This window comes from Streptomyces sp. NPDC087901 (genome assembly GCF_044742205.1).
GTDB lineage: Bacteria > Actinomycetota > Actinomycetes > Streptomycetales > Streptomycetaceae > Streptomyces.
The window spans coordinates 41,956-64,355 of the sequence record NZ_JBIUUC010000012.1 but is presented as its reverse complement, the minus strand read 5'-3'; the positions used below and the strand labels follow the sequence as shown (position 1 = coordinate 64,355).

Here is a 22,400-nt window from a genome sequence, read left to right as displayed (position 1 = left end):
CACCTGCGTCGGCCGTGTCGGCTGCGTCGCCCTGCCGTCAAAGCGGCAGCCGGGGCCTCCTGAACTCTGCCGCGAAGGAGTCAAGTTGAGACACCGCCGTCTGCGCACCCCTCTCCTGGGAGTGCTGGCCGCCGCCCTCGGCGCACTGGGCACACTGGCCGCTGCCCCGGCCGCGTCGGCCGCCGACTTCCCCGCCAACCCGACGGACAAGCCGGGGTACACCCTGGACTTCCAGGAGGAGTTCAGCGGCAGCTCCCTGGACACCGGCAAGTGGCTGCCGTACTACCTCCCCCACTGGACGTCCGACCGCGAGAAGGCCAAGGCCCGCTACACCGTCGCGGACGGCGTGCTCACCGAGCACGTCGACCAGGACACCCCGGCCTGGAACCCCGCCTACGACGGCACGGTGAAGATCTCCAGCATCCAGACGTACGACAAGGACTGGTGGCACCGGTTCAACTACGCGATGCCCAACGACCACCACGAGCCCGACTTCAACGGCTACTCCACGCAGTACGGCTACGTCGAGACCCGCGCCAAGCTCTCCGACGTCGGCGGCGGGGGCCACCAGGCCCTGTGGCTGGTCGGCACGAAGGACACGAGCAGTGCGTCGGCCAACGCCGAGATCGACATGATCGAGACGTTCTTCAGCAAGCCGGACACCTGGCGGATCGCCGCGTACGGCTGGGGCGACCCCAACTTCCTCGGCTCCTGGGTGTCCCACGAGGACCCGGTGCCCAGTGGCGAGCCCACCGAGGAATACCACGTGTACGGGATGGACTGGACGCCCACCCAGCTCAACTTCTACTACGACAACCAGCTGTACAAGACCATCAACGACGCCCCCAACATGCCGATGGGCATGATCATGGGCATCTACACGGACGCCGGCTCCGGACAGCACAACGACGTCTGGCCCAAGTCCTGGAGCGTGGACTATCTGCGCGTGTGGAAGAAGGACGGCGGGTACGGCGGCAGCGGGTACGAGCGGCTGAAGAACCGCCAGACCTCGCAGTACCTGCACATCGAGAACAAGACCGGGAAGGCCGAGTACGGCACCCCGCCCGCCACCGCCTGGAGCTCCCAGTGGGCGCCGGAGACCACACCGGCCGGCTACACCCGCTTCCGCAACCGGTGGACCGGTGACTACCTGACCTCCGCGTCGGACGGCTACGTCCACTACGGAACAGCGGCCGCCGACGCACCCGGAGCAGACTGGACGGAGGAGTCCGAGGCGGGCTATCTCCGCCTGAAGAACCGCGCGTCCGGCGGCTACGCGCACACCGAGGGCCTGACCGGATATGTCGAACAGGGCGACGTGCCGGCCGGCTACTGGACGAGCCAGTGGACGCCGGAACCGGCGTCGTGAGCCACCGCTGACCCACCACGGCGCGCCCCGGCCACCGGGGCGCGCCACCCACCCAGGAGCCCCGCCCATGCGCGCACGCCGCCTCGCCACCCGCCTCGTCCTGCCGACGCTTGCCGTGCTGCTCTTCAGCGGCTGCGATTCCGGGACCACCGGCCCGGACCCGGCCCCCTCCCCCGCCGCGCGGCAGGGCGGACCGCCCACCGGCCCGGAGAACCGCTCCCTGTGGACGCTCATCGGCACCGACGGCGAGACCATCGGGACCCTGGCGGACGACGATCCCGACGTCACCGCGATCCGCAGGACCGTCGTGCTCCACTCGGGCACGGTCGACGACCGCAGCAGCGCATCGGTCACCGAGAGCGTGAAGAGCGAGTTCGCCTTCTACGGCGCCGAGTTCAGAAAGGCCCTCGAAGCGCAGGGCTACGGCACGAAGGTGACCACGCTCTTCCGGGACAACGCTCTCGCCACGCGCCAGGAGAAGGTCGCCTGGTACCGGTCGACCGTCTACCGGGACCGCAGGACCGCCAAGGCCGAGATGGACACCGTCTTCGAGTTCACCGCGGGAGACCCCGCGTACCTCAAGAAGGGCGGCCTCGCGGTGGGGACTCCGTACACCGAGCACCGGACGGTGAACCTGGCCAAGCAGGGCGGAACCTGGGTCATCACCGGTATCCGCCGGACGCCGCTGGAACGCCCGGCGCCGAAGCCTGCCGCCCGGTAGGCCGCGTCCGCCCGGGGCGCGTCCTACGCCACCACGCCCCGTGCGGCGAGCAGTTCGGACACCCGGTCGAGCGGCAGCGCCGGGACGTGGTGGCCGGCCCTGCCGGTCATCGAGTGCGCGCCGGTGAGGACGTTGAGGACCGCCTCCTCCACCGACTCGACGACCGCGCCGTAGAAGGGGTCCATCCGGCCCCACGGCACGAAGCGCATCGACTCGTACGTAGCACTGCCGTCGTCCTCGGGGAACGTACTGGTCAGGGCACCCTCGTTGGCCGTGGAGAAGGCAAGGAAGATGTCGCCTGAGAAGTGGCTCCCGGTGGTGCCGGTACGGGCGAGGCCGAGGGTAGCCCGCCGGGCCAGCGCCTTGCACTGGCCCGGCAGCAGGGGCGCGTCCGTGGCCACCACCACGATCACCGAGCCCGCCCCGGGCGGCACCTGGCGCTCGCCGTCGGACGCCGGCTCGGGCCCGACGGGCAGTTCGCTGCCCACCGGGACGCCGGCCACCACCAGTTCGCGCCGCGCGCCGAAGTTGGCCTGCACGAAGGCGCCGACGGTGTAGCGGTCCTCGCCGTACTCCACCATCCGCGAAGCGGTGCCCGAGCCGCCCTTGAAGCCGTAGCAGCGCATGCCCGTACCGCCGCCCACGCACCCCTCCTCGACCGGACCGGAGGACGCCGCCTCGATGGCGTCCTCCGCGTGGCGGGGCTCCACGGCCGCGCCGTGGATGTCGTTGAGGTGGCCGTCCCAGGTCTCGGTGACCACCGGCAGCAGCCATTCGGGCGCCATGTCACGGCGGTTGGCGCGCACCCACTCGACGACGCCGCGGTGCACGGGGCCGACCGCGTACGTGTTGGTGATGACCACCGGAACGGCGAGCGAACCGCTCTCCTCGATCCAGGCGGTGCCGGTCATCTCGCCGTTGCCGTTGAACGAGTGCCAGCCGGCCGAGCAGGGAATGCCCACGCCGTCCCTGCCGCGCGGGAGGAGAGCGGTGACTCCGGTACGTACGTCGTCACCCTCGCAGAGGGTCACATAGCCCACCTCGACGCCGGGAACGTCCGTGATCGCGTTCCACCGCCCCGGATCGCCGGTCAGGGGGACGCCCAGCTCACGTGCCCTCATCCGGTTGTCGTCCACTGCTTCCTCCCGCGCGCCGTCGTCACCGTGCGGGAGGAAGCTACGGGAACACCCGCGGGGAGGAACAGGGCGGACCGGGTGCGCAGCCCGTCAGGCCTTCCCGCGCCCGACCGGCTCGTGGGTGACCTCACCGTGGCTCATCCACGGCCGGGCGAGCAGAACCAGGCAGACGCCCGCCAGGGCGAGGGCGATGAGAATGATGGCGGCCATGGGAGTCGCGCTGTCCTCTCCGAAGAGGCCGACGAGTGGTGAGGCCACGGCGCCGAACAGGAACTGAAGTCCGCCGATGAGCGCCGAGGCCGCGCCCGGTGCGCTGCGGCCCAGGCTCTGGCCGATGCTCATGGTCGAGGGGAAGATGATCGCGATGCCGGAGATGGCGACGAAGAGGCAGATCCAGCTGACGGCCAGGTTCTCGCCCGTCGCGAGCGGAAGGACGAGCAGGGCCACAGCTCCGAGTCCGGAGACGCCGAGCCCGGCGACCAGGAGCGTGTTCAGCCGGACCCGCGCGGAGAGCCGTGCGAAGGTGACTCCGGCGATCAGCATGCCCACGGCGTTCGACGCGAAGATCAGCGAATAGGCGGTGGGCGATACGCCGTGCACGTTCTGGAAGACGAAGCTGGAACCGCTGATGTAGGCGAACAGGGCCGCCGAGGTGAAGCTGAGCACGAGTACGTACCCCATGAAGGCACGGTGCTTGAGCAGGGTGCCCATGGTGCGGAAGGTGCCGCTGAGACCTCCGCTGTGCCGGCGTTCGGGCGGCAGCGTCTCGGGGACGTTCTTCAGTACGGCGAACATCAGCAGTGCGCCGAGGACGGCGAGGACGACGAAGACGGCGCGCCAGGTCGACAGCGAAAGGACCGCGCCGCCGACCACGGGCGCGGCGATCGGCGCGATGCCGAGGATCTGCGAGAGCAGCGCGAAGTAGCGGGGTACGTCCGCTCCGCGGAAGCAGTCGGTGATCACCGCGCGGGCGAGCACCATGCCGGCCGCGCCAGCGAAGCCCTGGAGGAAGCGGGCGGCGGTGAGCAGCTCCACGTTCGGTGCGACGGCGCACAGCAGGGAGAAGAGGACGAAGCCCGCCGACCCGGCGAGCAGGAGCTTGCGACGGCCCCAGCCGTCGCTCAGCGGGCCGATCAGCAGCTGGCCCACCACCATGCCGACCAGGAACGCCGTCAGCGTGAGCTGCACGGCCGAGCTGCTCGCGTGCAGCGTGGCCCCCATCGAGGGGAATCCGGGCACGTACATGTCGGTGGCCAGCGGGGCCACGGCGGTGAGCGCGCCCAGGACCGCGATCAGGGCGCCGACCCGCATGGGGGACGCGGCCGGGGCGGACGACTGCGGGCCGGACGGGGTCCGGACAGCCTGGGACACCGCCTCGTCGGAGGCGGGGGGAGGAGTTAGCATGGAGACAAAGATAACCGATGGTTCACTGGTTAACAAAGGAGTGCTGGTGCAGCCCCATCCCGATGGTGTCCGCGACGACTGGGTCCGTCACAATCCTGGACTCGACGCCTCCGCCATGGAGGTCGTGGCCCTCGTCAAGCAGGTGTCCGCACTCTTCGACCGCGCTCTTGAACCGGTCTACGAGGGCGCTCCGCTCACCGCCCCCGAGGCCGACCTGCTCATTCCCCTGCGCCACGCGACCGAGCCGTCCATCGCCCGCCGGCTGGCCGACAACATGGGGATGTCGCGCGCCGGGGTCAGCAAGACGCTGGCCAAGCTGGAGAAGCGCGGCCACATCGAACGCACGCCGAACCCCGCCGACCGGCGGGCCGCACTCGTGACGATCACGGAGTCGGGCAAGCAGGCCATCGACCAGATCTTCCCGCGCCAGCTCACCACCGAGGCGGAACTGCTGGCCGGTCTCGGCGAGGACCGGGCGAAGGTGGTGGACGCCCTCGCGCTCCTCGTCGAGGTGATGGAGGACGGACTGACCCACCGGCACGGCCGGATACTGGGCCTCGGTCTCTCCAACATCCGAGGCAGCCAGTCCCCTTGACCGAATGCGGCGCCAACGGCGGCCATCCCGCGCGTCGTTGTCTGAGCCGTGTGCTGAACTCCTCCCGTGATGACCACAGGGGCAGCAGAGGCAGACACAGAAACTGACGGCGCGGCGCGGGTGCCGGCCTCCGAAGCGGGGCGCACCGATCGGAGCCGAGGCGCTCACTGGGCCCCCTTCAGTCCGGCCGAGCGCGCCGCCGTCGCCGCGATCGACCTGCTGTGGCGGCTGGCGGCGGACGGGAGCGGGGCCCTGCCGCCGGTGCCCCGCGATCCGGAGGTCGTCCGGTTCCTCGGCGCCACACACAGCACCTTCTGGCCGCCGGCGACGGGGTGCCCTGACTGGCTGACGGGCGCGTGGGCGGACTGCGGGTTCCCCGAGGGCGACCCGCGCGGCCCCCGCCCTGCACCCGTGCCCGGCCGTGCGGAGGTCCTGGAGCGGCTGCGGACCGAGACGGACCGGGCGGCGCGAGGCCTGCCCGGCCGCAGGAGCGCCGCGGACATCGCCACCTGGCTCTCCCCGTACTACCTGGGCGGCGTCGTCACGGCCGCGGACATCCTGGATGTGCTGCCGGCCCGCCTGTCGATGCCGGTCCGGGTGAGGTGGCAGCCGAGCCGCGTCCGTCATGCCTTCGAGCGGGCACTGCGGACCTTGCTGACCGGAGCGCTGGGCACCGATCAGCAGGCCTGGCTCAGGCTTCTGACGGCGGTGGAGCTGACGTGCCGCAGCACCTCTGACCAGCCGGACATCACCTGGCCGCAGCTGCTCGGACTGGCCGCGTCCACCGAGCCCGATCCCGCCGTCCTGCTGCCCACCCGCGACCTGGAGGACCAGTGGATGTACTCGCGCAGCAGCGTGCGGAGAACAGCTGCGGACGAACTGTTCGACGCGACATGGTGGTGGCCGGCCGGTGAGGTGCTGCGGCGGGCCGACAGCGCCGTCCTCGCGCTCGTCATGCCCGCCCTTCCCGCCGAGACGGGTGTGCGGCTCGCCCAGTACGTGGTCGCCCTGCGGCACGGCACTCCCCCGGCCGTGCTGAGTCATCTCATGGCCGTCGGCGACCGCGCCGCGCTGCTCGTCCTGGCCGGCGGCGTGGATCTGGACGGGCGGACCGCCGTGCCCCTGCTGGCCCTGGGCGATCAGGACATCCATCTGATGGTGGTGAACACCTGGGCCCGGGTCACTCCGGATCAGCGTCGGAAGGCCCTCACCGACCCTGCGGTGGATCTCGCCCCGCGGGTGTCGGAGATCTCCTCCCTCGTCCACCACGAATGCCTCCAGGCGCGTGAACCGGAGCTGATCGAGGCGGCGTTCGCCGGATTCCACCAGAAGAAGTTCAAGGCCCAGGAACACCTGACGGGCTGTCTGGCGCTCCTGCGCGCGGGTGGGCCGGCCCGGCTGGCCGCGCTCCTGGCGAGCGGCCTGGTCGCGCCCGCCGTCGCCCGTATGTGTGCCAAGGCGCTGACGGCCCCCGATCCCGGCGCCGCACTCCGTGCGCGGGCCCAGCGGGAGTTCACCACGCCGAAGCTGGCCGCCCGGCTGCGCCGGGTGAGCCGGAGTTCGGGCGCCACGGACACGGCGCAGCTGATGGGGCTCTTCGACAGCTGGGAGACCGACTGGCCATACCTGGAGGCGGAGCACGTCCGTGAGCCCTTCAAGCACTGGCCCCAGGTCGTCAACCGCCCCTCGACGCCCCCGGAGGTGCTGGCCCGGCATGCCAGGGCGGCAGCCCGCAGCATGCCCCACGGCACCGTGTGCCGGAGCGACGATCCGGTGGTCGCCCGCGGGATCCTGCGGACCGGCATCAGCTACGGAAGCACGCCCGACGGAGCCGTCGACCAGCTGGACCGGATGCTGGAGCAGGGTCCGGTCACGTCCGACGACCTGATCAGCGTCGGCGGAGAGGGCCCCTGCGTCCTGCGGTACCTCGGCGACGCGCGTCACCGGGCGGACGCGCCCGCGGCGGTGGCCGAGGCGGTGAGCAGGGTGGCGGAGCTGGTGCGCGAGCACCTGCCGGTGGACGACGAGGCCGCCTGGCACCGCCTGTACGCACGCCTCGGCGCCCAGTCCCCGCACCCGCTCCAGGAAGGCACGGTCGAGGCACTCCTGACGGCCGGAGCCGAAGGCCGGCAGAGGGACGGGTAGCCGGCGGGGCGTCACCCGTACGGTCCGCGCCCGGTCGCCGTTCCCCGGCGGCCGTTCGACGATCGGGATTCGGTCGAGCGAGGGGAGAGGTCTGTCATGGGCCCGCAGGACGGTTACGAGTGGCAGTCGCAGCAGACCGGATACGTACCGCCCCAGCACCGGCCCCGGTCCCAGGCCCCCCGCGTCGACGCCGGGCGGCTGTGGGCGGGCGGTGCCATGACCGCCGTCGTGGCCGCGCTTACCGCCGTCGTCGGACTGCTGCTGATCCGCGGCGTCCTGGGCATTCCCGTGTTCGCTCCGGAGGGTGACGGGGCGATGGGCGACGCATCGACGGGGGTGCTGGCCATGGGGGCGGCCCTCGCCGCCCTGGTGGCCACCGGCCTCCTGCACGTATTGATGCTGGCGACGCCGCAGCCGGGGACCTTCTTCGTCTGGATCGTCACTCTCGCCACCGCCGTGATGGTGCTGCTGCCCTTCACCACCTCCGCCGCGCTGGAAGCCAGGATCGGCTCGGCCGCGCTGTATCTCGTCATCGGCATCGCGATCGGTTCCCTGCTGTCCGCCGCCGGCCGCAGCGCGATGCGCCAGGAGTACTGACGGGCGCTCGGGGCCAGCTCTCCTCGGGTCAGCTCTCCTCGGGTCAGCTCTCCTCGGGGTCAGCTCTCCTCGGTGAGCTGCTCGTCCAGTTCGTCGAAGAGCAGCTCGTCGTGGTCGATCTGGCCGGTGCGGTACGCGGAGCGCGCGACCAGATGCGCGGCCACCGGGCCGGTCATCAGCTGGAAGAAGCCGATCAGCGCCAGCGTCGCGAGGTCCATGCCGCTGCGCAGCCGCAGCGCGACCCCGGCCAGCACGAGCAGCATGCCGAGGGACTGCGGCTTGGTCGCGGCGTGGCTGCGGGACAGGACGTCGGGCAACCTCAGCATGCCGATCACGCCGAGCAGGCAGACCGCCGCGCCGATCAGCAGCAGGACCGCGCCCGCCGTGTCGACGATCTGGAGCCAGAGGCTCATGGTGCCTCCTTGTCGGTCCGCGGGTCGCCGTCGGTGCGCGGGCGGCTCGGCGGCCGGTCGCGTACCGCGATGAAGCGCGCGATGCCGACCGAGCCGGTGAAGCCGAGGAAGGCCAGCACCAGCATGATCGGGAAGTAGAACGGGTCCCGCGCGAAGGCGGACTTGGCGCCGAGCCCGGCGATGATGAGCGCCGCGCAGACATCCAGCGAGATCGCCCGGTCCAGCATCGAGGGGCCGCGCCAGATCCGGAAGAGCAGACCCGCTCCGGCGACGACGATCAGGACGACGGCCGCGGTCAGCAGCACCCGGTCGACGGTCTCCGGCACACTCATGCGCCCTCCTCCTCGTCTCCCGGCCGCCCGCCGGTGCGCGGCGGCGACGGGGGCGGTCCGGCGACGCGGTCGATCTCGTCGCGGGTGCCGAAGGCCCGGACGGTCAGCTCCTCCATGCGCCAGACGGAACGCCGGGCCGCGACCAGTTCGGCGGGCCGGTCCGCGTCCAGGACGTGCACGAAGACGGTGGCGGTGGCGCGGCGCACCTCGACGACCGATCCGCCCGGCACGTTCGACACCGCGACGGCCGTCGCGGCGAGCATCAGGTCCGAGCGGCAGCGCAGCGGTACGGCGATGACCGCGGCCCGGTGCGGATGGTTCACGAAGATCTGCCGGGTGACCTTCACACCGGAGGTGTACATGTCGTAGAGCAGATAGGCGGCCAGCCGCAGGATGCCCCAGGGGTGCAGCCGCAGCCCCAGATCGACCTGTGGCAGGGGAAAGGCCAGGCAGACAACCACCGCGACCACGGCACCGGTCAGTAGGTTGGCCCAGTTCAGGCTGGACCAGAGCAGTACCCAGATGACGGTGAGCCAGGCGATCAGCGGGAGATCGAGCACACGCGGCCGGCGGCCGCCGAACTCAACGCTGAAGGGTGGCAGGTTCTTGTTCCGGTAGGGGAACGTGATCAGGCGTTTCACCGGCCGAGCACCGCCTCGATGTAGGGGACACGCGCGATGAGTTCGGCCGCCGAGCGGTCGGTGTACGAGGTCAGCGGTCCGGCGAACACGGTGAAGGCGAGGCCGAGCGCGACCGTGGCCGCGGTGGCCCAGGTCATCAGATGCGGCAGCTTGGCCGTGGTCCTGACGGCGTGGCCGTGGAGGGTGGCCGCGACGGCGCGGCCGGCCGGCTCGTGGCGGGGGCGTACCCCTTCGTCGCCGGTGCCGGGCATCCGGTCGGGGCCCTCGTCGCTGTCGTCGTCGCCACTGTCGTCATCTGACTCCAGGACCGTGCCGTCCGCGGCCTGGCCGGGCGGCGCGGCCCGCCAGAACGCGAGGTTCCAGACCTTGGCCATCACGTACAGGGTGAGCAGGCTGGTCACCGTGGACCCGATGACGAGGATCCACGCCCAGACGCTGCCGTCGGCGACACCGGCCCGCATGAGTCCGAGCTTGCCGATGAACCCGGAGAGCGGCGGAATGCCGGCCAGGTTCATCGCGGGTACGAAGAAGAGGACGGCCAGCAGCGGAGCGGCCTTGGCGATGCCGCCGAGCCGGGTGAGCTCGGTGGTGCCGCCCCGCCGCTCGATCAGCCCGGCCACCAGGAACAGCGTGGTCTGGACGGTGATGTGGTGGACGACGTAGACGATCGCGCCGCCGTAGGCCTCCCGGGTGGCGAGGCCGATCCCGAAGACCATGTAACCGATGTGGCTGATGAGGGTGAAGGAGAGCAGCCTCTTCAAGTCGGTCTGGGCGACCGCGCCCAGGATGCCGACGACCATCGAGGCGAGTGCCGCGGCCATCAGCAGGTCGCCGAGCCGGTTGCCGGGGAAGAGCAGGGTCTCGGTGCGCAGCATGCAGTAGACGCCGACCTTGGTGAGCAGTCCGGCGAAGACCGCGGTGACGGGGGCCGGCGCGGTCGGGTAGGAGTCGGGGAGCCATGCGGCGAGGGGGAAGACGGCGGCCTTGATCGCGAAGACGGTCAGCAGCATGGCCTGGATCAGGGTCTGGACGCCCAGCGGGAGTTCGGCGAGGCGGCCGGCCAGCTGGGCGAAGTTGGCGGTGCCGGTGGCCGCGTACGTCATGGCGATGGCGGTGAGGAAGAGCATCGAGGAGAACAGGGAGATGATCACGTATGTGGAGCCCGCCCGGATCCGGGGCCCGGTGCCGCCGAGCGTGAGCAGGACGAAGCTCGCGACCAGCATGATCTCGAAGCCGACGTACAGGTTGACCAGGTCACCGGCGAGGAAGGTGCAGGAGACCCCGGCGACCAGGATCAGGTAGGCGGGATGGAAGACCGCGACCGGTGTCTCCTCGTCCCGGTCGGCCATGCCCTGGCCCAGGGAGTAGACGAGGACGCAGAGGGTGACGGCCGAGGAGACGGTCAGCATCAGTCCGGAGAGCCGGTCGGCGACCAGCGTGATGCCGAGCGGCGGGGCGAAGTCGCCGAGGTGCACGGTGAGCGGGCCGTTCCTGTCGGCGCCGATCATCAGGGCGACCGAGAGACCCAGTACGGCGGTGAGCACGGCGACGCTGATGAAGCGCTGGAACTGTTTGAGCCGGGTGCCGAAGGCGAGGCTCAGGCCGGTGGCGCAGAGCGGCAGCAGCACCGGCAGCGGGACGAGTGCGTTCACCCGGTGTCTCCTCGGTTCGCGTCGTCGGGGGCGTCGGGGTTCTCGGGCCCGTCCGGACCTTCGGTGTGTTGGGGGCCTTCGCTGTGTTGGGGGCCTTCGCTGTGTTCAGGGCCTTCGCTGTCTTCGGGGCCTTCGCTGTGTTCCGGACCTTCGGTGTGTTCGGGGCCTCCGGCGGGCCGCTCCGCCGCGTAGTCCTCCGGGTCCGCGCCCAGGACGTCGTGCCACAGGTCCCCGCTCGCGTCCCGGCCGCGGGCCTGGAGGGCGCGGTCGGCGCGCAGCCTGGCCCGCAGACGGCGGCGCTCCTCGCGGTAGCGGCGGCGGGCCTCGGCCGTGCGCTCGGACCCGGCCCGGTACTGCTCGCGCAGTTCGTCGCGCTCCCCCAGTACCTCGGCGCGCAGCACGATGCGCCGGTCCTCGTCGTCGTCGTGCACCTCGTCCGTGCCGGTCAGCTGGTGGCTGCGGTAGGCCATGGCGAGAAGGAACGCGGTGGTGGCCAGCGTGATGACGATGGCGGTGAGAGCGATGGCCTGGGGCAGCGGGTCGGTGACGCGGCCCAGGTCGACGCCGTAGAGCAGGGGTTCGCGGCCGGCCGATCCGGTGGCGGACAGGACGAGCAGGTTGATGCCGTTGCCCGCGATGACCGCGCCCAGCAGGATCCGGGTGAGGGGCCGGGTGAGCATGAGGATGCCGCCGACCGCGCACAGGACCGCGGCGGTGGCGAGGAGCGAGGCGCTGACGGTCACGGGGTGGCGCCTCCCGTCTCGGGAGCGGGCCCTGCCATCGGCCCGGCTGCCGCCTGTTCGGCAGCCGCCCGCTCGATCTGCCGGTCGATCTTGGCGCCGAGCGCCCGCACGATGTCCAGCACCACGCCCAGGACCAGCAGATAGACCCCGCAGTCGAAGATCACCGGCGTGCCGAAGTGGTAGTCGCCGATCAGCGGGAGGTGTCCGTGGTGGGTCCAGGCGTGCAGGACCGTGCCGTCGGCGAGACCGAGCAGCCCCACTCCGGTGGACAGGAACAGGCCGAGGCCGGTGAAGAGACCGGGCTGCAGGGGCGCGGCCTCGGCGAGTTCGAAGCGGCCGCCCGCCAGGTAGCGGGTGATCAGCGCGAGCCCGGCGACCAGCCCGGCGACGAAACCGCCGCCCGGCATGTTCTCGGCGCAGAACAGCAGATACACGGAGAGCACCAGGATCGGGTGGAACAGCAGCCGGGCCACCACCTCGAAGACGATGGAGCGGTGCTCGGGCGCGAGCGTGGAGCCGGCCGCCAGCCAGCTGCGCTCCGGCGCCCCTTCGTCGCCCTGCGGCAGGCCCGTCAGCGGGGTGGTGGTGACCGACCAGGCGGTGCGTCCCTGCACCTCCGGCGGTACCGCCGCTCCCTCGGCGCGGCGGTGCAGATAGATCAGGCTGGTCACGCCGATCGCCGCGGCGGCCAGGACGGCCGACTCCCCCATCGTGTCCCAGGCCCGCAGGTCCACCAGGATCGTGGCCACCACGTCCTTGAGGCCGTGGTGCGCGGTCTCCTCGACCATGGCGGCGCCCGCCGGCTCCGCGGTACGGGCGGCCGCCGCGACCCACACCACCACGCTCAGGGTGGCTGCTGCGGCCAGCGCCACCGGGATACGGACGGCCCGCCGCCAGGTGCTCATCGACTCCTGGAAGTGCACGGGCATCCGCCGCAGTACCAGCACGAACACGATCATCGACACCGTCTCCACGCAGAACTGAGTGAGCGCCAGGTCCGGTGCACCCTGGACGACGAAGAGCAGCGCGGTCCCGTATCCGGTGAGTCCGGCCAGCACCACGGCCTTCATACGGCGCCTGACGGTCAGACAGAACAGTGCCGCCGCACAGGTCAGCACCGCGACGGCGCCCTGCAGCGGTACGTCCCAGAGGCGTGGCGCCGCGGCGCCGTGCCAGGGCCGGTCGATGCCGAGCACGGCGAGCTGACCGGCGAGCATCACGAGCAGGGTGGTGGCGAGGTAGACGGACAGGGAGCCGCGCTGGACGAAACCGGTGACCTGGAGGGAGAACCGTTCGAGGCCCAGCAGCAGATGGCCGAAGACGCTGTCCGCGGTCGGCCAGGCGATCCGCCGGGAGAGGCGGGTGACCGGCCCGCGCGCGGCGAAGAGCACCGCACCGCCCGCCGTGGCGACGGCCGACAGCAGCAGGGCGGTGCCCCAGCCGTGCCAGAGGGCGAGGTGGTAGGGGTGGGCGGAGGCGGGGAAGGTGTCCGCGTACGCGCTCAGCAGCCGGTCGGTCCACCCGACGCCCGGACCCAGCACCAGCCCGCAGGCCGCGAGCAGGGCGGGCGGGGCCAGGAAGGCCCAGCCGACCCGGTGGACGGGGGTGTCGGCCACACCCGCCTTGCGCCAGAAGGCGCCCCAGACGAAGCGGACGGTGTACGCGACGGTCAGCATCGACCCCACCACCGTGATGCCCAGCGCCCAGCGGTCCGCGGTGTCGCCGTGCTGCAGCGCGTCGAAGGCGGCCTCCTTCGCGGCGAAGCCGAGCAGCGGGGGCAGCGCGGCCATGGAGGCGGCGGCGGTCACCGCGACGGCGCAGACATGCGGCAGTGACCGTCCGACACCGGAGAGTCTGCGCAGGTCGCGGGTGCCGGCCGCGTGGTCCACGATGCCGGTGACGAGGAACAGCGGCGCCTTGAACAGGGCGTGACCGAGGATCATGACGGCGGCGGCCAGCGCCGCGTCGCGGTTGCCGACGCCGGCGAGCAGGGTGAGGAAGCCGAGCTGGCTGACGGTGCCGTAGGCGAGGACGAGTTTCAGATCGTTGAGCCGCAGGGCCCGCCAGCCGCCGAGGAGCATCGTCGCAGCGCCGAGGATCATCACGACGGGCCGCCAGACGGGTACGTCGGCGAAGCCCGGGGCGAGCCGGGCGACCAGGTAGACGCCGGCCTTGACCATGGCCGCGGCATGCAGGTAGGCGCTGACGGGGGTGGGCGCCGCCATGGCGTTCGGGAGCCAGAGGCTGAACGGCCAGATCGCCGATTTCGACAGGGCTCCGCACAGGATCAGCACCACGGCCACGGAGACGGCGAGGCCGGCGCCGGGCGGGTCGGCAAGGATCGCGGAGATGCGGTAGGTGCCCGCCGCCTGTCCGATGATCAGGAAGCCGACGAGCATGGCGAGTCCGCCGAGAGTGGTGACGGTGAGCGCCTGGAGGGCGGAGCGGCGGCTGTGCCGTTGCTCGCTGTCGTAGCCGATCAGCAGGTAGGAGAAGACCGTGGTCAGCTCCCAGAACACATAGAGCAAGATCAGGTCGTCGGCGAGGACGAGGGCGAGCATGGCCCCGGCGAAGGCGAGCAGGTTCCCGGCGAATCCCGCCAGTTGCGGGGTGCCGTCGGTGAAGTAGGAGGCGCAGTAGAGCAGGACGAGCGTGCCGACGCCCGCCGCGAGCAGCACCATGAGTTCGGCGAGGGCGTCCAGGCGCAGGGCGACGGAGACGTCGTACGCGGGGATCCAGGTCCATGACCAGGTGACCGAGGCGCCGGAGGCCGCCGTGTCCCACTGGGCGAGAGCCCAGCAGGTGGTGGCGGCCGGGGGCAGCGCGAGGACCACGAAGGCGCGTGCTCCCAGCCGCCGCACCAGCGGGCGCGCGCACGCGGCGAGGACGAAGTGACAGATGACGAGCGCGGTCATACGGCCCCGCGGAGTGCCCCGCGCCCGTCCCGGGAGGGGATCCGGAGCCCGACAGCCCGTGCCGCACCGGCCGGCACGGCGCGCGCTGTCGAAGCACGACGGGTCACGGCACCGGGTCGTGCGGTGCGAGGAGTCACAGAACAGACAATGGGCACTAAGTACAGATATATCCCTGACCCCGCTTCACCCGTACGGCGCGCCGCGCCCACTCCGGCGCACTGGGATCAGTTGCGGCCGGCGCCCCCGGCCGTGACGCACACGGACGGCCGCGCGCGTGAGGGCCACCGGTGACGCCCCGTCACCATCGCTCCGTACCGGCTTCGACGGCGTCCCGAACCGACGCCCCCGCTCCTCGGAGCCGACTTCTCGACGTCACTTCCCGGACGGCTCCGCGCGTTGATGGTGTTTCTGTGGGTGATCGGTGTTGCACATGTGAGCCCACTTCCTTTCTATTTTTGCAGTGTGACTAATATCTATCTGTCGAAGTTTCCAACGGATTTGGCCAGTCGCGAGGCTGGCACCACGTCAAGGAGCATGCCCTGCGCACGCGCGCGTCAAGGCGGAGCGACTCGACCACAATGTCGCTGCGGACGGCCCTGCTCGTACTGGCCATCGTCCCCGGTGTCGCACTGGCCGCCCTCTGGGCCGTCACCAGTGGTCAGACTCTGCTCGACTTCCAGAGGCAGGCAGCCCAGGGTCAATTGGCCCAGAAGGCCGGCCAGCCGTCCAACATCGTCTACTACAACCTGCAGGAGGAGCGGCGGCTGAGCGCCGAGGCTCTGGCCGCCCATGGAGGTGCCACCGACGCGCTGCGCAAGCAGCGCAAGCTGACCGACGAAGCGATCACCAGCTTCCAGTCCCTCTCCGACATCGCCACCGACGACGCCCCCGGCGAGGTCCGGGAGGCAGTCGTCCAGGCCCGTACGGCGATCACCCAACTCCCGGCCCAGCGGTCCCTCGTGGACGAGGGCGACAACGACCAGCAGAAGGCCGTGTACCGCTACTACACGGACCTGATCGCCGTCGACCTGAAGCTCTTCACCGCGCTCAGCCACGTGGACAACGGCCAGATCACCACGCTCTCGCAGCCCCTGGTCGACCTGTTCTGGGCCAAGGAGATGATCTCGCGCTCGGACGCACTGCTGGCGCGTGGCTGGTCCAAGGGCAAGCTGAGCACGGAAGACCTCCAGCAGGTCCGGCAGGCTGTTTCCGGCCAGTCCTTCCAGTACGCCACCAAGGTCGTCCCGTACCTTCCGGCGGACGAGAAGGCCATGTGGGAGGAGATCTCGGCCAGTTCGGCCTGGAAGACCAAGACCCAGGTGGAGACCGAGGTGCTGCGGCCCACCGCCCCGGACAGCTCCGGCTTCGTCCGCCTCGGCGTCGAGGAGAAGACCTGGCGCGGCGCGATGGACGAGGTCACGCCCCAACTGGTGAAGCTCATGGAGCACCGCACCGAACTGGTCGTCGCGAACGGCAAGGACAGTGTCATCTCCCTGCTGACCAGGGTCGTTCTCACCACGGTCGTCGGCCTCCTCGCCGTTGTGGCGGTCATCTGGATCACCTGGCGCCTCACCCGCAATCTGCGCCGCCGGATCGGCGGGCTGCAGGAGCGGGCCGAGGAGCTGGAGAAGTCGCTGCCCGATGTCGTCGAGCGGCTCGGCAAGGGCGAACGCATCGATGTCGAGACCGAGGCCCGCGCCATCGGACACGACCGCAAGGCCGGCGGCAAGGCGGACGAGCTGACCCAGCTCGGTGACGCGCTCGACCTGGCACGCACCAGTGCTCTCCAGGCTGCCGTCAAACAGGCCGACCAGCACCGCGGCTTCGAGCGGCTGCTGCAGCGCATCGCGCGCCGCACCCAGCAGTTGATCGGCCAGCAGCTGAAGAAGCTGGACGAGCTGGAGCGCAAGCACGAGGACCCCGAGGTGCTGGACGGCCTCTTCGACCTCGACCACCTCACCGCCCGCCTCCGGCGCTACGAGGAGAACCTCGTGATCCTCGCGGGCGGCTCCCCGCACCGGCGCTGGCGCAAGCCCGTACCGCTGCTGGACGTCATGCGCTCCGCCCAGGGTGAAGTACAGGACTACCGGCGCGTGGTGCTGGATCTGGACGGCGCCCCGTGGCTCTCCGAGCGCGCTGTCGGCCCGGTCTCCCATGTGCTGGCGGAGCTGATCGAGAACGCCCTCACCTTCTCCAAGCCGCCCAGTCCCGTCGAGGTCAGGGCGGCCCGGGTCAGCCGGGGCCTGGCCATCGAGGTCGAGGACCGCGGGCTCGGCATGGAGGAGGAGCAGCTCGCCGAGGCCAACGAGCTGATGAGCAGGCCGCCCCGGATGGACGTGCTGGCGCACGCCGACGACATCCGGCTGGGTCTGTACGTGATCGCGCGCCTCGCCGACCAGCACGGCCTGCGGGTGGAGTTCCGCCACTCGGCCTTCGGCGGCACCCGGGTCGTCCTGCTCGTCCCCGACGCGCTCACCGTTCCCGGTCCGCACTCCGGTCCGGTCGCGGTGCCGGCCCCCGAGGACATCGGCGCCGAACCGGCCCCGGCACCCGCCCCGACCCGCGACGCCGACGCGCTGCCCAGCCGGGGCCGCGGTCAGGCTCTCGCCGGGGTCACGGCACTGCACGCCGCGAGTGCACCGTTGGAGACCACCGGTGCGCCCTACACGGTGGCGGAAGAGCCCTTCCCCGACCGGGAGGAGCAGCCGCAGCCCGCCCCCGCCGACGACCCGTTCGGTGACCTGGTGACTCCGTACACCCCCTACGCCGACAGCACGCCGGGGAACACGTACGGCCACACCGCGCCCACGTCCCCGTACGGCGGCGGCACGGACCGGAACGGGTACGGCAGCGGGAACGACACCCCGTACGGCGGCTCCGCCCCGTACGCCGGTGCCGAGCAGCCGTACATGAAGGCCGAGGGCCAGTACCCGGTGCCGCACCAGCCCTACCAGACGCCCGAGGAGCCGTACATGACTCCGCACCAGCCGTACGAGGGACCGTACGCGGGCGTCCCCGACCGGACCGGCTTCCCGTTCCCCGGACCCCGGCAGCCGGAACCGGCCGCCGGGCACCCCGGACAGCTGCCGGTGGCCGAACCCGACCATCCGGCACCCCCGGCGGCGGGAACGACCGGCCGGGAGAGCGGGCCGGGGCGGCCCGCCCTGCCGGCAGCACCCGCCGCGGAGCCCCCGTTGCCGCGCCGGGTACGACAGGCCAGCCTCGCGGACGAACTGCGGATCGACCCGGCCTCCGGGCCTGCCGCACCTCAGCCGCCGAGCGGGTCCGTGAACCCGATGCCCCGGCAGGCCCCGCGCCGCGCCGGTGCCGCCATCGGAGCCTTCCAGCGCCGGTCCCGCGCCGCCCGCGCGACCGACGAGCCGCCGACGCAGCCCGCCCCTCCCGCACCCCTCCCCACGAGAGAAGAACGGCCATGACACGCACAACCGCCACTCACCAGGACCTCGACTGGCTGCTCGACGGTCTGGTGGACTCGGTGGCCGAGACCCTGAACGCCGTGCTGCTCTCCGACGACGGCCTGGTGGTGAGCCACTCGCGGACCGTCGAGCGGTCCGACGCCGAGCGGCTGGCCGCCATCTGCACCGGCCAGCAGAGCCTGGCCCGCGGCGTGGGCCAGCTCTTCAACGGCGGCGGCGTGCACCAGGTGATCGTCGAGCTGTCGGATCTGTGGCTCTTCATCATCTCGGCCGCCCAGGGCACACACCTGGCCGTCGTCGCATCCCAGGAGGTGGATGCCGAGATCATGTCGCTCGCCATGCACAACCTCGTCCAGCAGGTCGGCCAGAAGCTCACCACCCCCGTGCGGAGCGACTTCAACGCCTTCGGCGGCGGGGACGGGCCGCGCGCGTGACCCCGCACTGGGAGGACGAGGAGACCGAACCGGGCTGGGCGGACGGGGAGGACGGGGCGGGCACCATGGTGCGCCCGTACACCATCACCCGTGGCCGGACCGCACCCGACCGGGACGACTTCACCCTCATCACCGTGCTGACCACCACGGACGACCCGCGGGACGGCCACGGCGCGGCGGTCCATCCGGGCAGGCTCCAGCCGGAGCACCGGATGATCCTGGACCGCTGCCGGCGCCCCGCCGCGGTCGCCGAGGTCTCCGCGGACCTCAACCTCCCGGTCACCGTGACCAAGATCCTGCTGGCCGACCTGGTCGCCCAGGGCCTGCTGCTCGCCCGTGCGCCCCTTTCGGTGGCCCGGGCGGCCGGCGGCGCCGACATGGGAATGCTGGCCACCCTTCGCGACGGACTCGGGAGACTCTGAGCCAAGATGACCATCAGTCAGGCGGCCCCCGCCGCCGTAAAGATCCTGATCGCCGGCGGCTTCGGCGTCGGCAAGACCACCCTGGTGGGAGCCGTCAGCGAGGTCGCGCCCCTGCGCACCGAGGAGTTCCTGACCAAGGCGAGCATCGGCATCGACGATCTGGCCGGTGTCGGCGAGAAGGACACGACCACCGTGGCCCTGGACTTCGGCCGGATCACGGTCAGTCAGGAGCTCGTGGTCTACCTGTTCGGCACACCGGGCCAGGAGCGCTTCTGGTTCATGTGGAACGACCTGGTCAACGGGGCCCTCGGCGGCGTCGTGATCGCCGACACCCGGCGGCTGGAGACCAGCTTCGCCTCGATCGACTTCTTCGAGAGCCGGGACATCCCGTTCGTGGTGGCGATCAACTGCTTCCACGGCCACAACACCCGGACCCTGGACGAGATCAGGGCTGCTCTCGACCTCGATCCGCATGTCCCCCTGCTGCTCGGCGACGTACGCGAGCGGCCCTTCGGGCGTGATGTGCTGCTGGCCCTCGTGGACCACCTGATGAGCCTGCCCGTCGCGGCCGGCTGACTCCTCCTCCCCCGACACTTCATACTTTTCCCGCACTGGAGAGATCCGATATGGCAACACCTCTGCGCGTCCTGATCCACGGTGGCGGCATCGGCGGGCTGACGCTCTCCACCGCCCTGGCCCGACGCGGCCACACCGTCGAGGTCGCCGAACTCCGCCACGAGCTGGACGCCCTGGGCGTCGGCATCATCCAGCCGTCCAACGCCCTTCACGTCATGCGGGAGATCGGGGTCCTCGACGACTGCCTCAAGGCGGGCTTCGAGTGGGAGGTCCTCACCATCGCCGACCCGGCCGGCAACACCCTGGCCGAGATACCGCAGCCCCGCATGGGCGACGCCCCGTCCAACAACGGCATCCCGCGCCCCGCGCTCGCCCAGGTGCTCGGCGCCGCGGCCACGGCAGCGGGGGCGACGATCCGCTTCGGCGCGACCATCTCGGAGCTCACCGACGACGGCGAGGGCGTGGACGTCACTCTGTCCGACGGTTCGGCCGCGCGCTGGGACCTGGTCGTCGGCTTCGACGGCATCGGCTCGCCGCTGCGCACCCGGCTGTACGGCGACCGGTACGTCCCCGAGTACACCGGCTTCGCCAACTGGCGCGTCACCGTGCCCCGTCAGGAGCACGTGCGGGGCGTCGTGATGGGCACGGCGGGCCAGGCCGCCAAGGCGTTGCTCACCCCGATCACGGACGAGCTGATGTACCTGGGCGCGGTGTTCGCCGAGTCCGAGGACTTCCGGCCCGATGCGGAGAAGGCGCACGAGCAGCTCAAGGAGCGACTGCCGATGTTCTCCGGCCCGGTCGCCGAGGCGCTCGCCGCGGTCACGGGACCGGAAGCGGTGGTGTACTCGCGGATCTCCCAGGTGACCGTCGAGGAGCCGTGGCACGTCGGCCGGGTGGTCCTGGCCGGTGACGCCGCGCACGCGAGCACCCCGCACATCGCGCAGGGTGCGGCGATGGCCGTGGAGGACGCGCTGGTGCTCGCCGAGTCGCTGGACGCCGAGGCGGACGTCGCCGCCGCGCTCGACGTCTGGGAGGCCCGCCGCCGCCCCCGTGCCATGTGGGTGCAGGCCATGTCGCGTGCCGTGCTCAAGCAGGAGACGGGCGGGGAGACGACACCCGAGGAGGACGAGCTGCTGAAGGTCGGCATCCCGGGTGCGGCGCACGTGCTGGTGCAGCCGTACTGATCATTCGCTGAGTGCGCCGATCGTCGCGAACGCCCCGTGCGGGCCCGGATTCCCGGGCCCGCACGGGGCGTTCGTGTGGTCAGGGCAGGACCGCCACCCCGTCGATCTCGACGAGTGCCTGTTCGTCCCAGAGCCGTGCCGCCCCGATGACGGCCATCGCCGGGTAGTCGCGGCCCGCGAGCCGCCGCCAGATGCGGCCCAGCTCGGCGGCGTTCGCCCGGTAGTCGGCGACGTCGGTGGCGTAGACCGTGACCCGGGCCAGGTCGGCCGGGGAGCCGCCGGCCGCGCGCAGGGCGGTGAGGAGGTTGGTGAGGGCGGTGGTGAACTGTTCGGGCAGGGTGGTCCCGGTGATGTCGCCCCGCTGGTCCAGGGCGGTCTGCCCGGCCAGGAACACCAGTTGGCTCCCGGTGGCGGTGACCGCGTGCGAGAAGCCCGCGGGCGGTGAGAGTTCGGCGGGGTTGATCCGGTGGATCGGGCTCATGCGGACGGCTCCCGGTTCGCGTACAGCTCCTTGGCGATGATGGTGCGCTGGACCTCGCTGGCGCCCTCGTAGATGCGGGGGGCGCGGACCTCCCGGTAGAGGTGTTCGAGGAGATGGCCGCGGCGCAGGGCGCGGGCGCCGTGCAGCTGGACGGCGGTGTCCACGACGTACTGCGCGGTTTCGGTGGCGTACAGCTTCGCCATGGCGGCCCGTCGCGGGACGCCGGGTTCCCCCGCGTCGTACGCGGCGGCGGCCGCGTACACCAGCAGCCGGGCTGCCTCGGTGCGGGTGGCCATCTCCGCGACCTGGTGGGAGACGGCCTGAAGGTCGCTCAGCGGTCCGCCGAACGCGGTGCGTGTGGCGGTGTGCTCCACGGTGGCGTCGAGGGCGGCCCGGGCCATGCCGATAGCGAAGGCGCCGACGCTGGGCCGGAAGAGGTTGAGGGTGTTCATGGCGACCCTGAAGCCCCGGTCCGGTTCGCCGAGCACGTCGTCGGGGGTGACCGGGACCGCGTCGAAGCGGAGGACGCCGATCGGGTGCGGGGAGAGCATGTCCAGCGCGGTGCCGGTCAGCCCGGGACGGTCGGCGGGGACCAGGAACGCGGTGACACCGCGCGCTCCGGCGCCCGCGGCCGTCCGGGCGAAGACGGTGTAGAAGTCCGCTTCCGGGGCGTTGGAGATCCAGCACTTCTCGCCGGTCAGCCGCCAGCCGTCGGGCGCGGGCACGGCGTCGAGGGCCAGGGCCGCCGCGTCGGAGCCGGCCCCCGGCTCGCTCAGCGCGAAGGCGGCGATGGCGCGGCCCGCGCGGACCTCGGGGAGCCAGCGCTCGCGGTGGGCGGGGGTGCCCGCCTGGACCACGGGGTACGCCCCGAGGCCCTGGAGTGCGAGGGCGGTCTCGGCCTCCGTACAGCCGCGAGCGAGCGATTCGCGCAGCAGGCACAGGTCGAGCGCTCCGGAGCCGAACAGCCGGTCCAGCAGTCCGAGCTCGCCGAGCGCTGCCACCAGGGGGCGGTTGACGTGCCCCGGCTCGCCCTTCTCGGCGAGCGGGCGCAGCCGCTCACCGGCCAGGGTGCGCAGCTCCTCGCACCAGGCGGTCTGTGCCGGATCGAGCGAGAATGCCGTCATACCGGCGCCTCTCTGGTCGAAAGTCCCGTCAAAGCCGTGCGTGTGCCGTCCTGCTGGACGCCGTGGGTTTTATCGCGGA

20 protein-coding genes are annotated in these 22,400 nt (G+C 71.7%); 10 read left to right on the top strand and 10 right to left on the bottom strand.

From position 1 onward, the window contains the following. Nucleotides 1–85: 85 nt before the first annotated feature. Together ACIOEW_RS30135 and ACIOEW_RS30130 are read left to right on the top strand one after the other, a co-directional pair. On the top strand, nt 86–1,369 hold the full coding sequence (locus ACIOEW_RS30135; protein WP_401967518.1) for a family 16 glycosylhydrolase: 1,284 nt from the start codon (nt 86–88) through the stop codon (nt 1,367–1,369). 67 nt (nt 1,370–1,436) lie between these two features. Continuing rightward, nucleotides 1,437–2,090 carry a hypothetical protein gene (locus ACIOEW_RS30130; RefSeq protein ID WP_401967516.1) on the top strand — a complete coding sequence of 218 codons (654 nt, stop codon included), beginning with the start codon at nt 1,437–1,439 and terminating at the stop codon, nt 2,088–2,090. Between the two features lie 23 nt (nt 2,091–2,113). Here the strand turns inward: ACIOEW_RS30130 and ACIOEW_RS30125 are convergent, their stop codons facing one another. Both ACIOEW_RS30125 and ACIOEW_RS30120 read right to left on the bottom strand, forming a co-directional pair. Then, nucleotides 2,114–3,211, bottom strand: a complete 1,098-nt coding sequence (locus ACIOEW_RS30125) for a P1 family peptidase (RefSeq protein WP_401967767.1) — start codon at nt 3,209–3,211, stop codon at nt 2,114–2,116. Between the two features lie 105 nt (nt 3,212–3,316). Then, the gene (locus tag ACIOEW_RS30120; RefSeq protein ID WP_401967513.1) at nt 3,317–4,630 is read right to left on the bottom strand and encodes a multidrug effflux MFS transporter; all 1,314 of its coding nucleotides are present in this window, start codon (nt 4,628–4,630) and stop codon (nt 3,317–3,319) included. Between ACIOEW_RS30120 and ACIOEW_RS30115 the strand changes: the two genes are divergently transcribed. From ACIOEW_RS30115 to ACIOEW_RS30105, 3 genes are all read left to right on the top strand, one after another. Next, nucleotides 4,629–5,225 (top strand): MarR family winged helix-turn-helix transcriptional regulator, encoded by a 597-nt coding sequence (locus ACIOEW_RS30115; protein ID WP_401967510.1) that lies wholly within the window; start codon nt 4,629–4,631, stop codon nt 5,223–5,225. The two genes, ACIOEW_RS30120 and ACIOEW_RS30115, sit on opposite strands and share 2 nt — an antisense overlap. A gap of 120 nt (nt 5,226–5,345) precedes the next feature. Next, a complete protein-coding gene (locus tag ACIOEW_RS30110) occupies nt 5,346–7,370 on the top strand; it encodes a hypothetical protein (RefSeq protein ID WP_401967507.1) in 2,025 nt (674 codons plus the stop codon). A 96-nt stretch (nt 7,371–7,466) separates the two neighbouring features. Then, nucleotides 7,467–7,967, top strand: coding sequence for a DUF6069 family protein (locus ACIOEW_RS30105; RefSeq protein WP_401967505.1), 501 nt, complete (start codon nt 7,467–7,469; stop codon nt 7,965–7,967). A gap of 59 nt (nt 7,968–8,026) precedes the next feature. Here the strand turns inward: ACIOEW_RS30105 and mnhG are convergent, their stop codons facing one another. From mnhG to ACIOEW_RS30075, 6 genes are read right to left on the bottom strand one after another with little or no spacing between them, the layout of a single operon-like run. After that, on the bottom strand, nt 8,027–8,380 hold the full coding sequence (mnhG, locus tag ACIOEW_RS30100) for a monovalent cation/H(+) antiporter subunit G (protein ID WP_362552618.1): 354 nt from the start codon (nt 8,378–8,380) through the stop codon (nt 8,027–8,029). After that, nucleotides 8,377–8,712 (bottom strand): monovalent cation/H+ antiporter complex subunit F, encoded by a 336-nt coding sequence (locus ACIOEW_RS30095; protein WP_401967502.1) that lies wholly within the window; start codon nt 8,710–8,712, stop codon nt 8,377–8,379. Before ACIOEW_RS30095 ends, mnhG begins: the two co-directional genes overlap by 4 nt. Then, nucleotides 8,709–9,353, bottom strand: a complete 645-nt coding sequence (locus ACIOEW_RS30090; protein WP_401967500.1) for a Na+/H+ antiporter subunit E — start codon at nt 9,351–9,353, stop codon at nt 8,709–8,711. The genes ACIOEW_RS30095 and ACIOEW_RS30090 overlap by 4 nt, the downstream gene beginning before the upstream one ends. Beyond that, entirely contained in the window at nt 9,350–11,005 is a 1,656-nt protein-coding gene (locus ACIOEW_RS30085; protein WP_362552609.1) for a Na+/H+ antiporter subunit D, read from the bottom strand. The genes ACIOEW_RS30090 and ACIOEW_RS30085 overlap by 4 nt, the downstream gene beginning before the upstream one ends. Then, nucleotides 11,002–11,748: a Na(+)/H(+) antiporter subunit C gene (locus tag ACIOEW_RS30080; protein ID WP_401967497.1), complete on the bottom strand. Its 747-nt coding sequence runs from the start codon at nt 11,746–11,748 to the stop codon at nt 11,002–11,004. Before ACIOEW_RS30080 ends, ACIOEW_RS30085 begins: the two co-directional genes overlap by 4 nt. Then, nucleotides 11,745–14,663, bottom strand: coding sequence for a Na+/H+ antiporter subunit A (locus ACIOEW_RS30075; RefSeq protein ID WP_401967494.1), 2,919 nt, complete (start codon nt 14,661–14,663; stop codon nt 11,745–11,747). The genes ACIOEW_RS30080 and ACIOEW_RS30075 overlap by 4 nt, the downstream gene beginning before the upstream one ends. Nucleotides 14,664–15,241: 578 nt before the next feature. Between ACIOEW_RS30075 and ACIOEW_RS30070 the strand changes: the two genes are divergently transcribed. The 5 genes from ACIOEW_RS30070 to ACIOEW_RS30050 are packed head-to-tail and all read left to right on the top strand — an operon-like array spanning nt 15,242 to nt 20,716. Next, entirely contained in the window at nt 15,242–18,100 is a 2,859-nt protein-coding gene (locus ACIOEW_RS30070; RefSeq protein ID WP_401967492.1) for a nitrate- and nitrite sensing domain-containing protein, read from the top strand. Next, nucleotides 18,097–18,534 carry a roadblock/LC7 domain-containing protein gene (locus ACIOEW_RS30065; protein ID WP_362552597.1) on the top strand — a complete coding sequence of 146 codons (438 nt, stop codon included), beginning with the start codon at nt 18,097–18,099 and terminating at the stop codon, nt 18,532–18,534. Before ACIOEW_RS30070 ends, ACIOEW_RS30065 begins: the two co-directional genes overlap by 4 nt. Continuing rightward, nucleotides 18,531–18,956: a DUF742 domain-containing protein gene (locus ACIOEW_RS30060; protein ID WP_401967490.1), complete on the top strand. Its 426-nt coding sequence runs from the start codon at nt 18,531–18,533 to the stop codon at nt 18,954–18,956. The genes ACIOEW_RS30065 and ACIOEW_RS30060 overlap by 4 nt, the downstream gene beginning before the upstream one ends. A gap of 6 nt (nt 18,957–18,962) precedes the next feature. After that, nucleotides 18,963–19,532: a GTP-binding protein gene (locus tag ACIOEW_RS30055; RefSeq protein ID WP_401967488.1), complete on the top strand. Its 570-nt coding sequence runs from the start codon at nt 18,963–18,965 to the stop codon at nt 19,530–19,532. Between the two features lie 50 nt (nt 19,533–19,582). Beyond that, the gene (locus tag ACIOEW_RS30050; protein WP_401967486.1) at nt 19,583–20,716 is read left to right on the top strand and encodes an FAD-dependent monooxygenase; all 1,134 of its coding nucleotides are present in this window, start codon (nt 19,583–19,585) and stop codon (nt 20,714–20,716) included. A 79-nt stretch (nt 20,717–20,795) separates the two neighbouring features. On the opposite strand, the gene ACIOEW_RS30045 is transcribed toward ACIOEW_RS30050, so the two are convergent. Both ACIOEW_RS30045 and ACIOEW_RS30040 read right to left on the bottom strand, forming a co-directional pair. Beyond that, nucleotides 20,796–21,197, bottom strand: a complete 402-nt coding sequence (locus tag ACIOEW_RS30045) for a RidA family protein (protein ID WP_401967485.1) — start codon at nt 21,195–21,197, stop codon at nt 20,796–20,798. Next, nucleotides 21,194–22,321 carry an acyl-CoA dehydrogenase family protein gene (locus tag ACIOEW_RS30040; RefSeq protein WP_401967482.1) on the bottom strand — a complete coding sequence of 376 codons (1,128 nt, stop codon included), beginning with the start codon at nt 22,319–22,321 and terminating at the stop codon, nt 21,194–21,196. Before ACIOEW_RS30040 ends, ACIOEW_RS30045 begins: the two co-directional genes overlap by 4 nt. Between the last annotated feature and the right edge of the window lie 79 nt (nt 22,322–22,400).

Coding starts and splice junctions, on each gene's coding strand:
- ACIOEW_RS30050 (WP_401967486.1), top strand. CDS start 19,583: ATGGCAACACCTCTGCGCGTCCTGATCCACGGTGGCGGCATCGGCGGG.
- ACIOEW_RS30130 (WP_401967516.1), top strand. CDS start 1,437: ATGCGCGCACGCCGCCTCGCCACCCGCCTCGTCCTGCCGACGCTTGCC.
- ACIOEW_RS30120 (WP_401967513.1), bottom strand. CDS start 4,630: ATGCTAACTCCTCCCCCCGCCTCCGACGAGGCGGTGTCCCAGGCTGTC.
- ACIOEW_RS30125 (WP_401967767.1), bottom strand. CDS start 3,211: ATGAGGGCACGTGAGCTGGGCGTCCCCCTGACCGGCGATCCGGGGCGG.
- ACIOEW_RS30045 (WP_401967485.1), bottom strand. CDS start 21,197: ATGAGCCCGATCCACCGGATCAACCCCGCCGAACTCTCACCGCCCGCG.
- ACIOEW_RS30115 (WP_401967510.1), top strand. CDS start 4,629: ATGGAGACAAAGATAACCGATGGTTCACTGGTTAACAAAGGAGTGCTG.
- ACIOEW_RS30065 (WP_362552597.1), top strand. CDS start 18,097: ATGACACGCACAACCGCCACTCACCAGGACCTCGACTGGCTGCTCGAC.
- ACIOEW_RS30040 (WP_401967482.1), bottom strand. CDS start 22,321: ATGACGGCATTCTCGCTCGATCCGGCACAGACCGCCTGGTGCGAGGAG.
- ACIOEW_RS30055 (WP_401967488.1), top strand. CDS start 18,963: ATGACCATCAGTCAGGCGGCCCCCGCCGCCGTAAAGATCCTGATCGCC.
- ACIOEW_RS30105 (WP_401967505.1), top strand. CDS start 7,467: ATGGGCCCGCAGGACGGTTACGAGTGGCAGTCGCAGCAGACCGGATAC.
- mnhG (WP_362552618.1), bottom strand. CDS start 8,380: ATGAGCCTCTGGCTCCAGATCGTCGACACGGCGGGCGCGGTCCTGCTG.
- ACIOEW_RS30070 (WP_401967492.1), top strand. CDS start 15,242: ATGTCGCTGCGGACGGCCCTGCTCGTACTGGCCATCGTCCCCGGTGTC.
- ACIOEW_RS30095 (WP_401967502.1), bottom strand. CDS start 8,712: ATGAGTGTGCCGGAGACCGTCGACCGGGTGCTGCTGACCGCGGCCGTC.
- ACIOEW_RS30075 (WP_401967494.1), bottom strand. CDS start 14,663: ATGACCGCGCTCGTCATCTGTCACTTCGTCCTCGCCGCGTGCGCGCGC.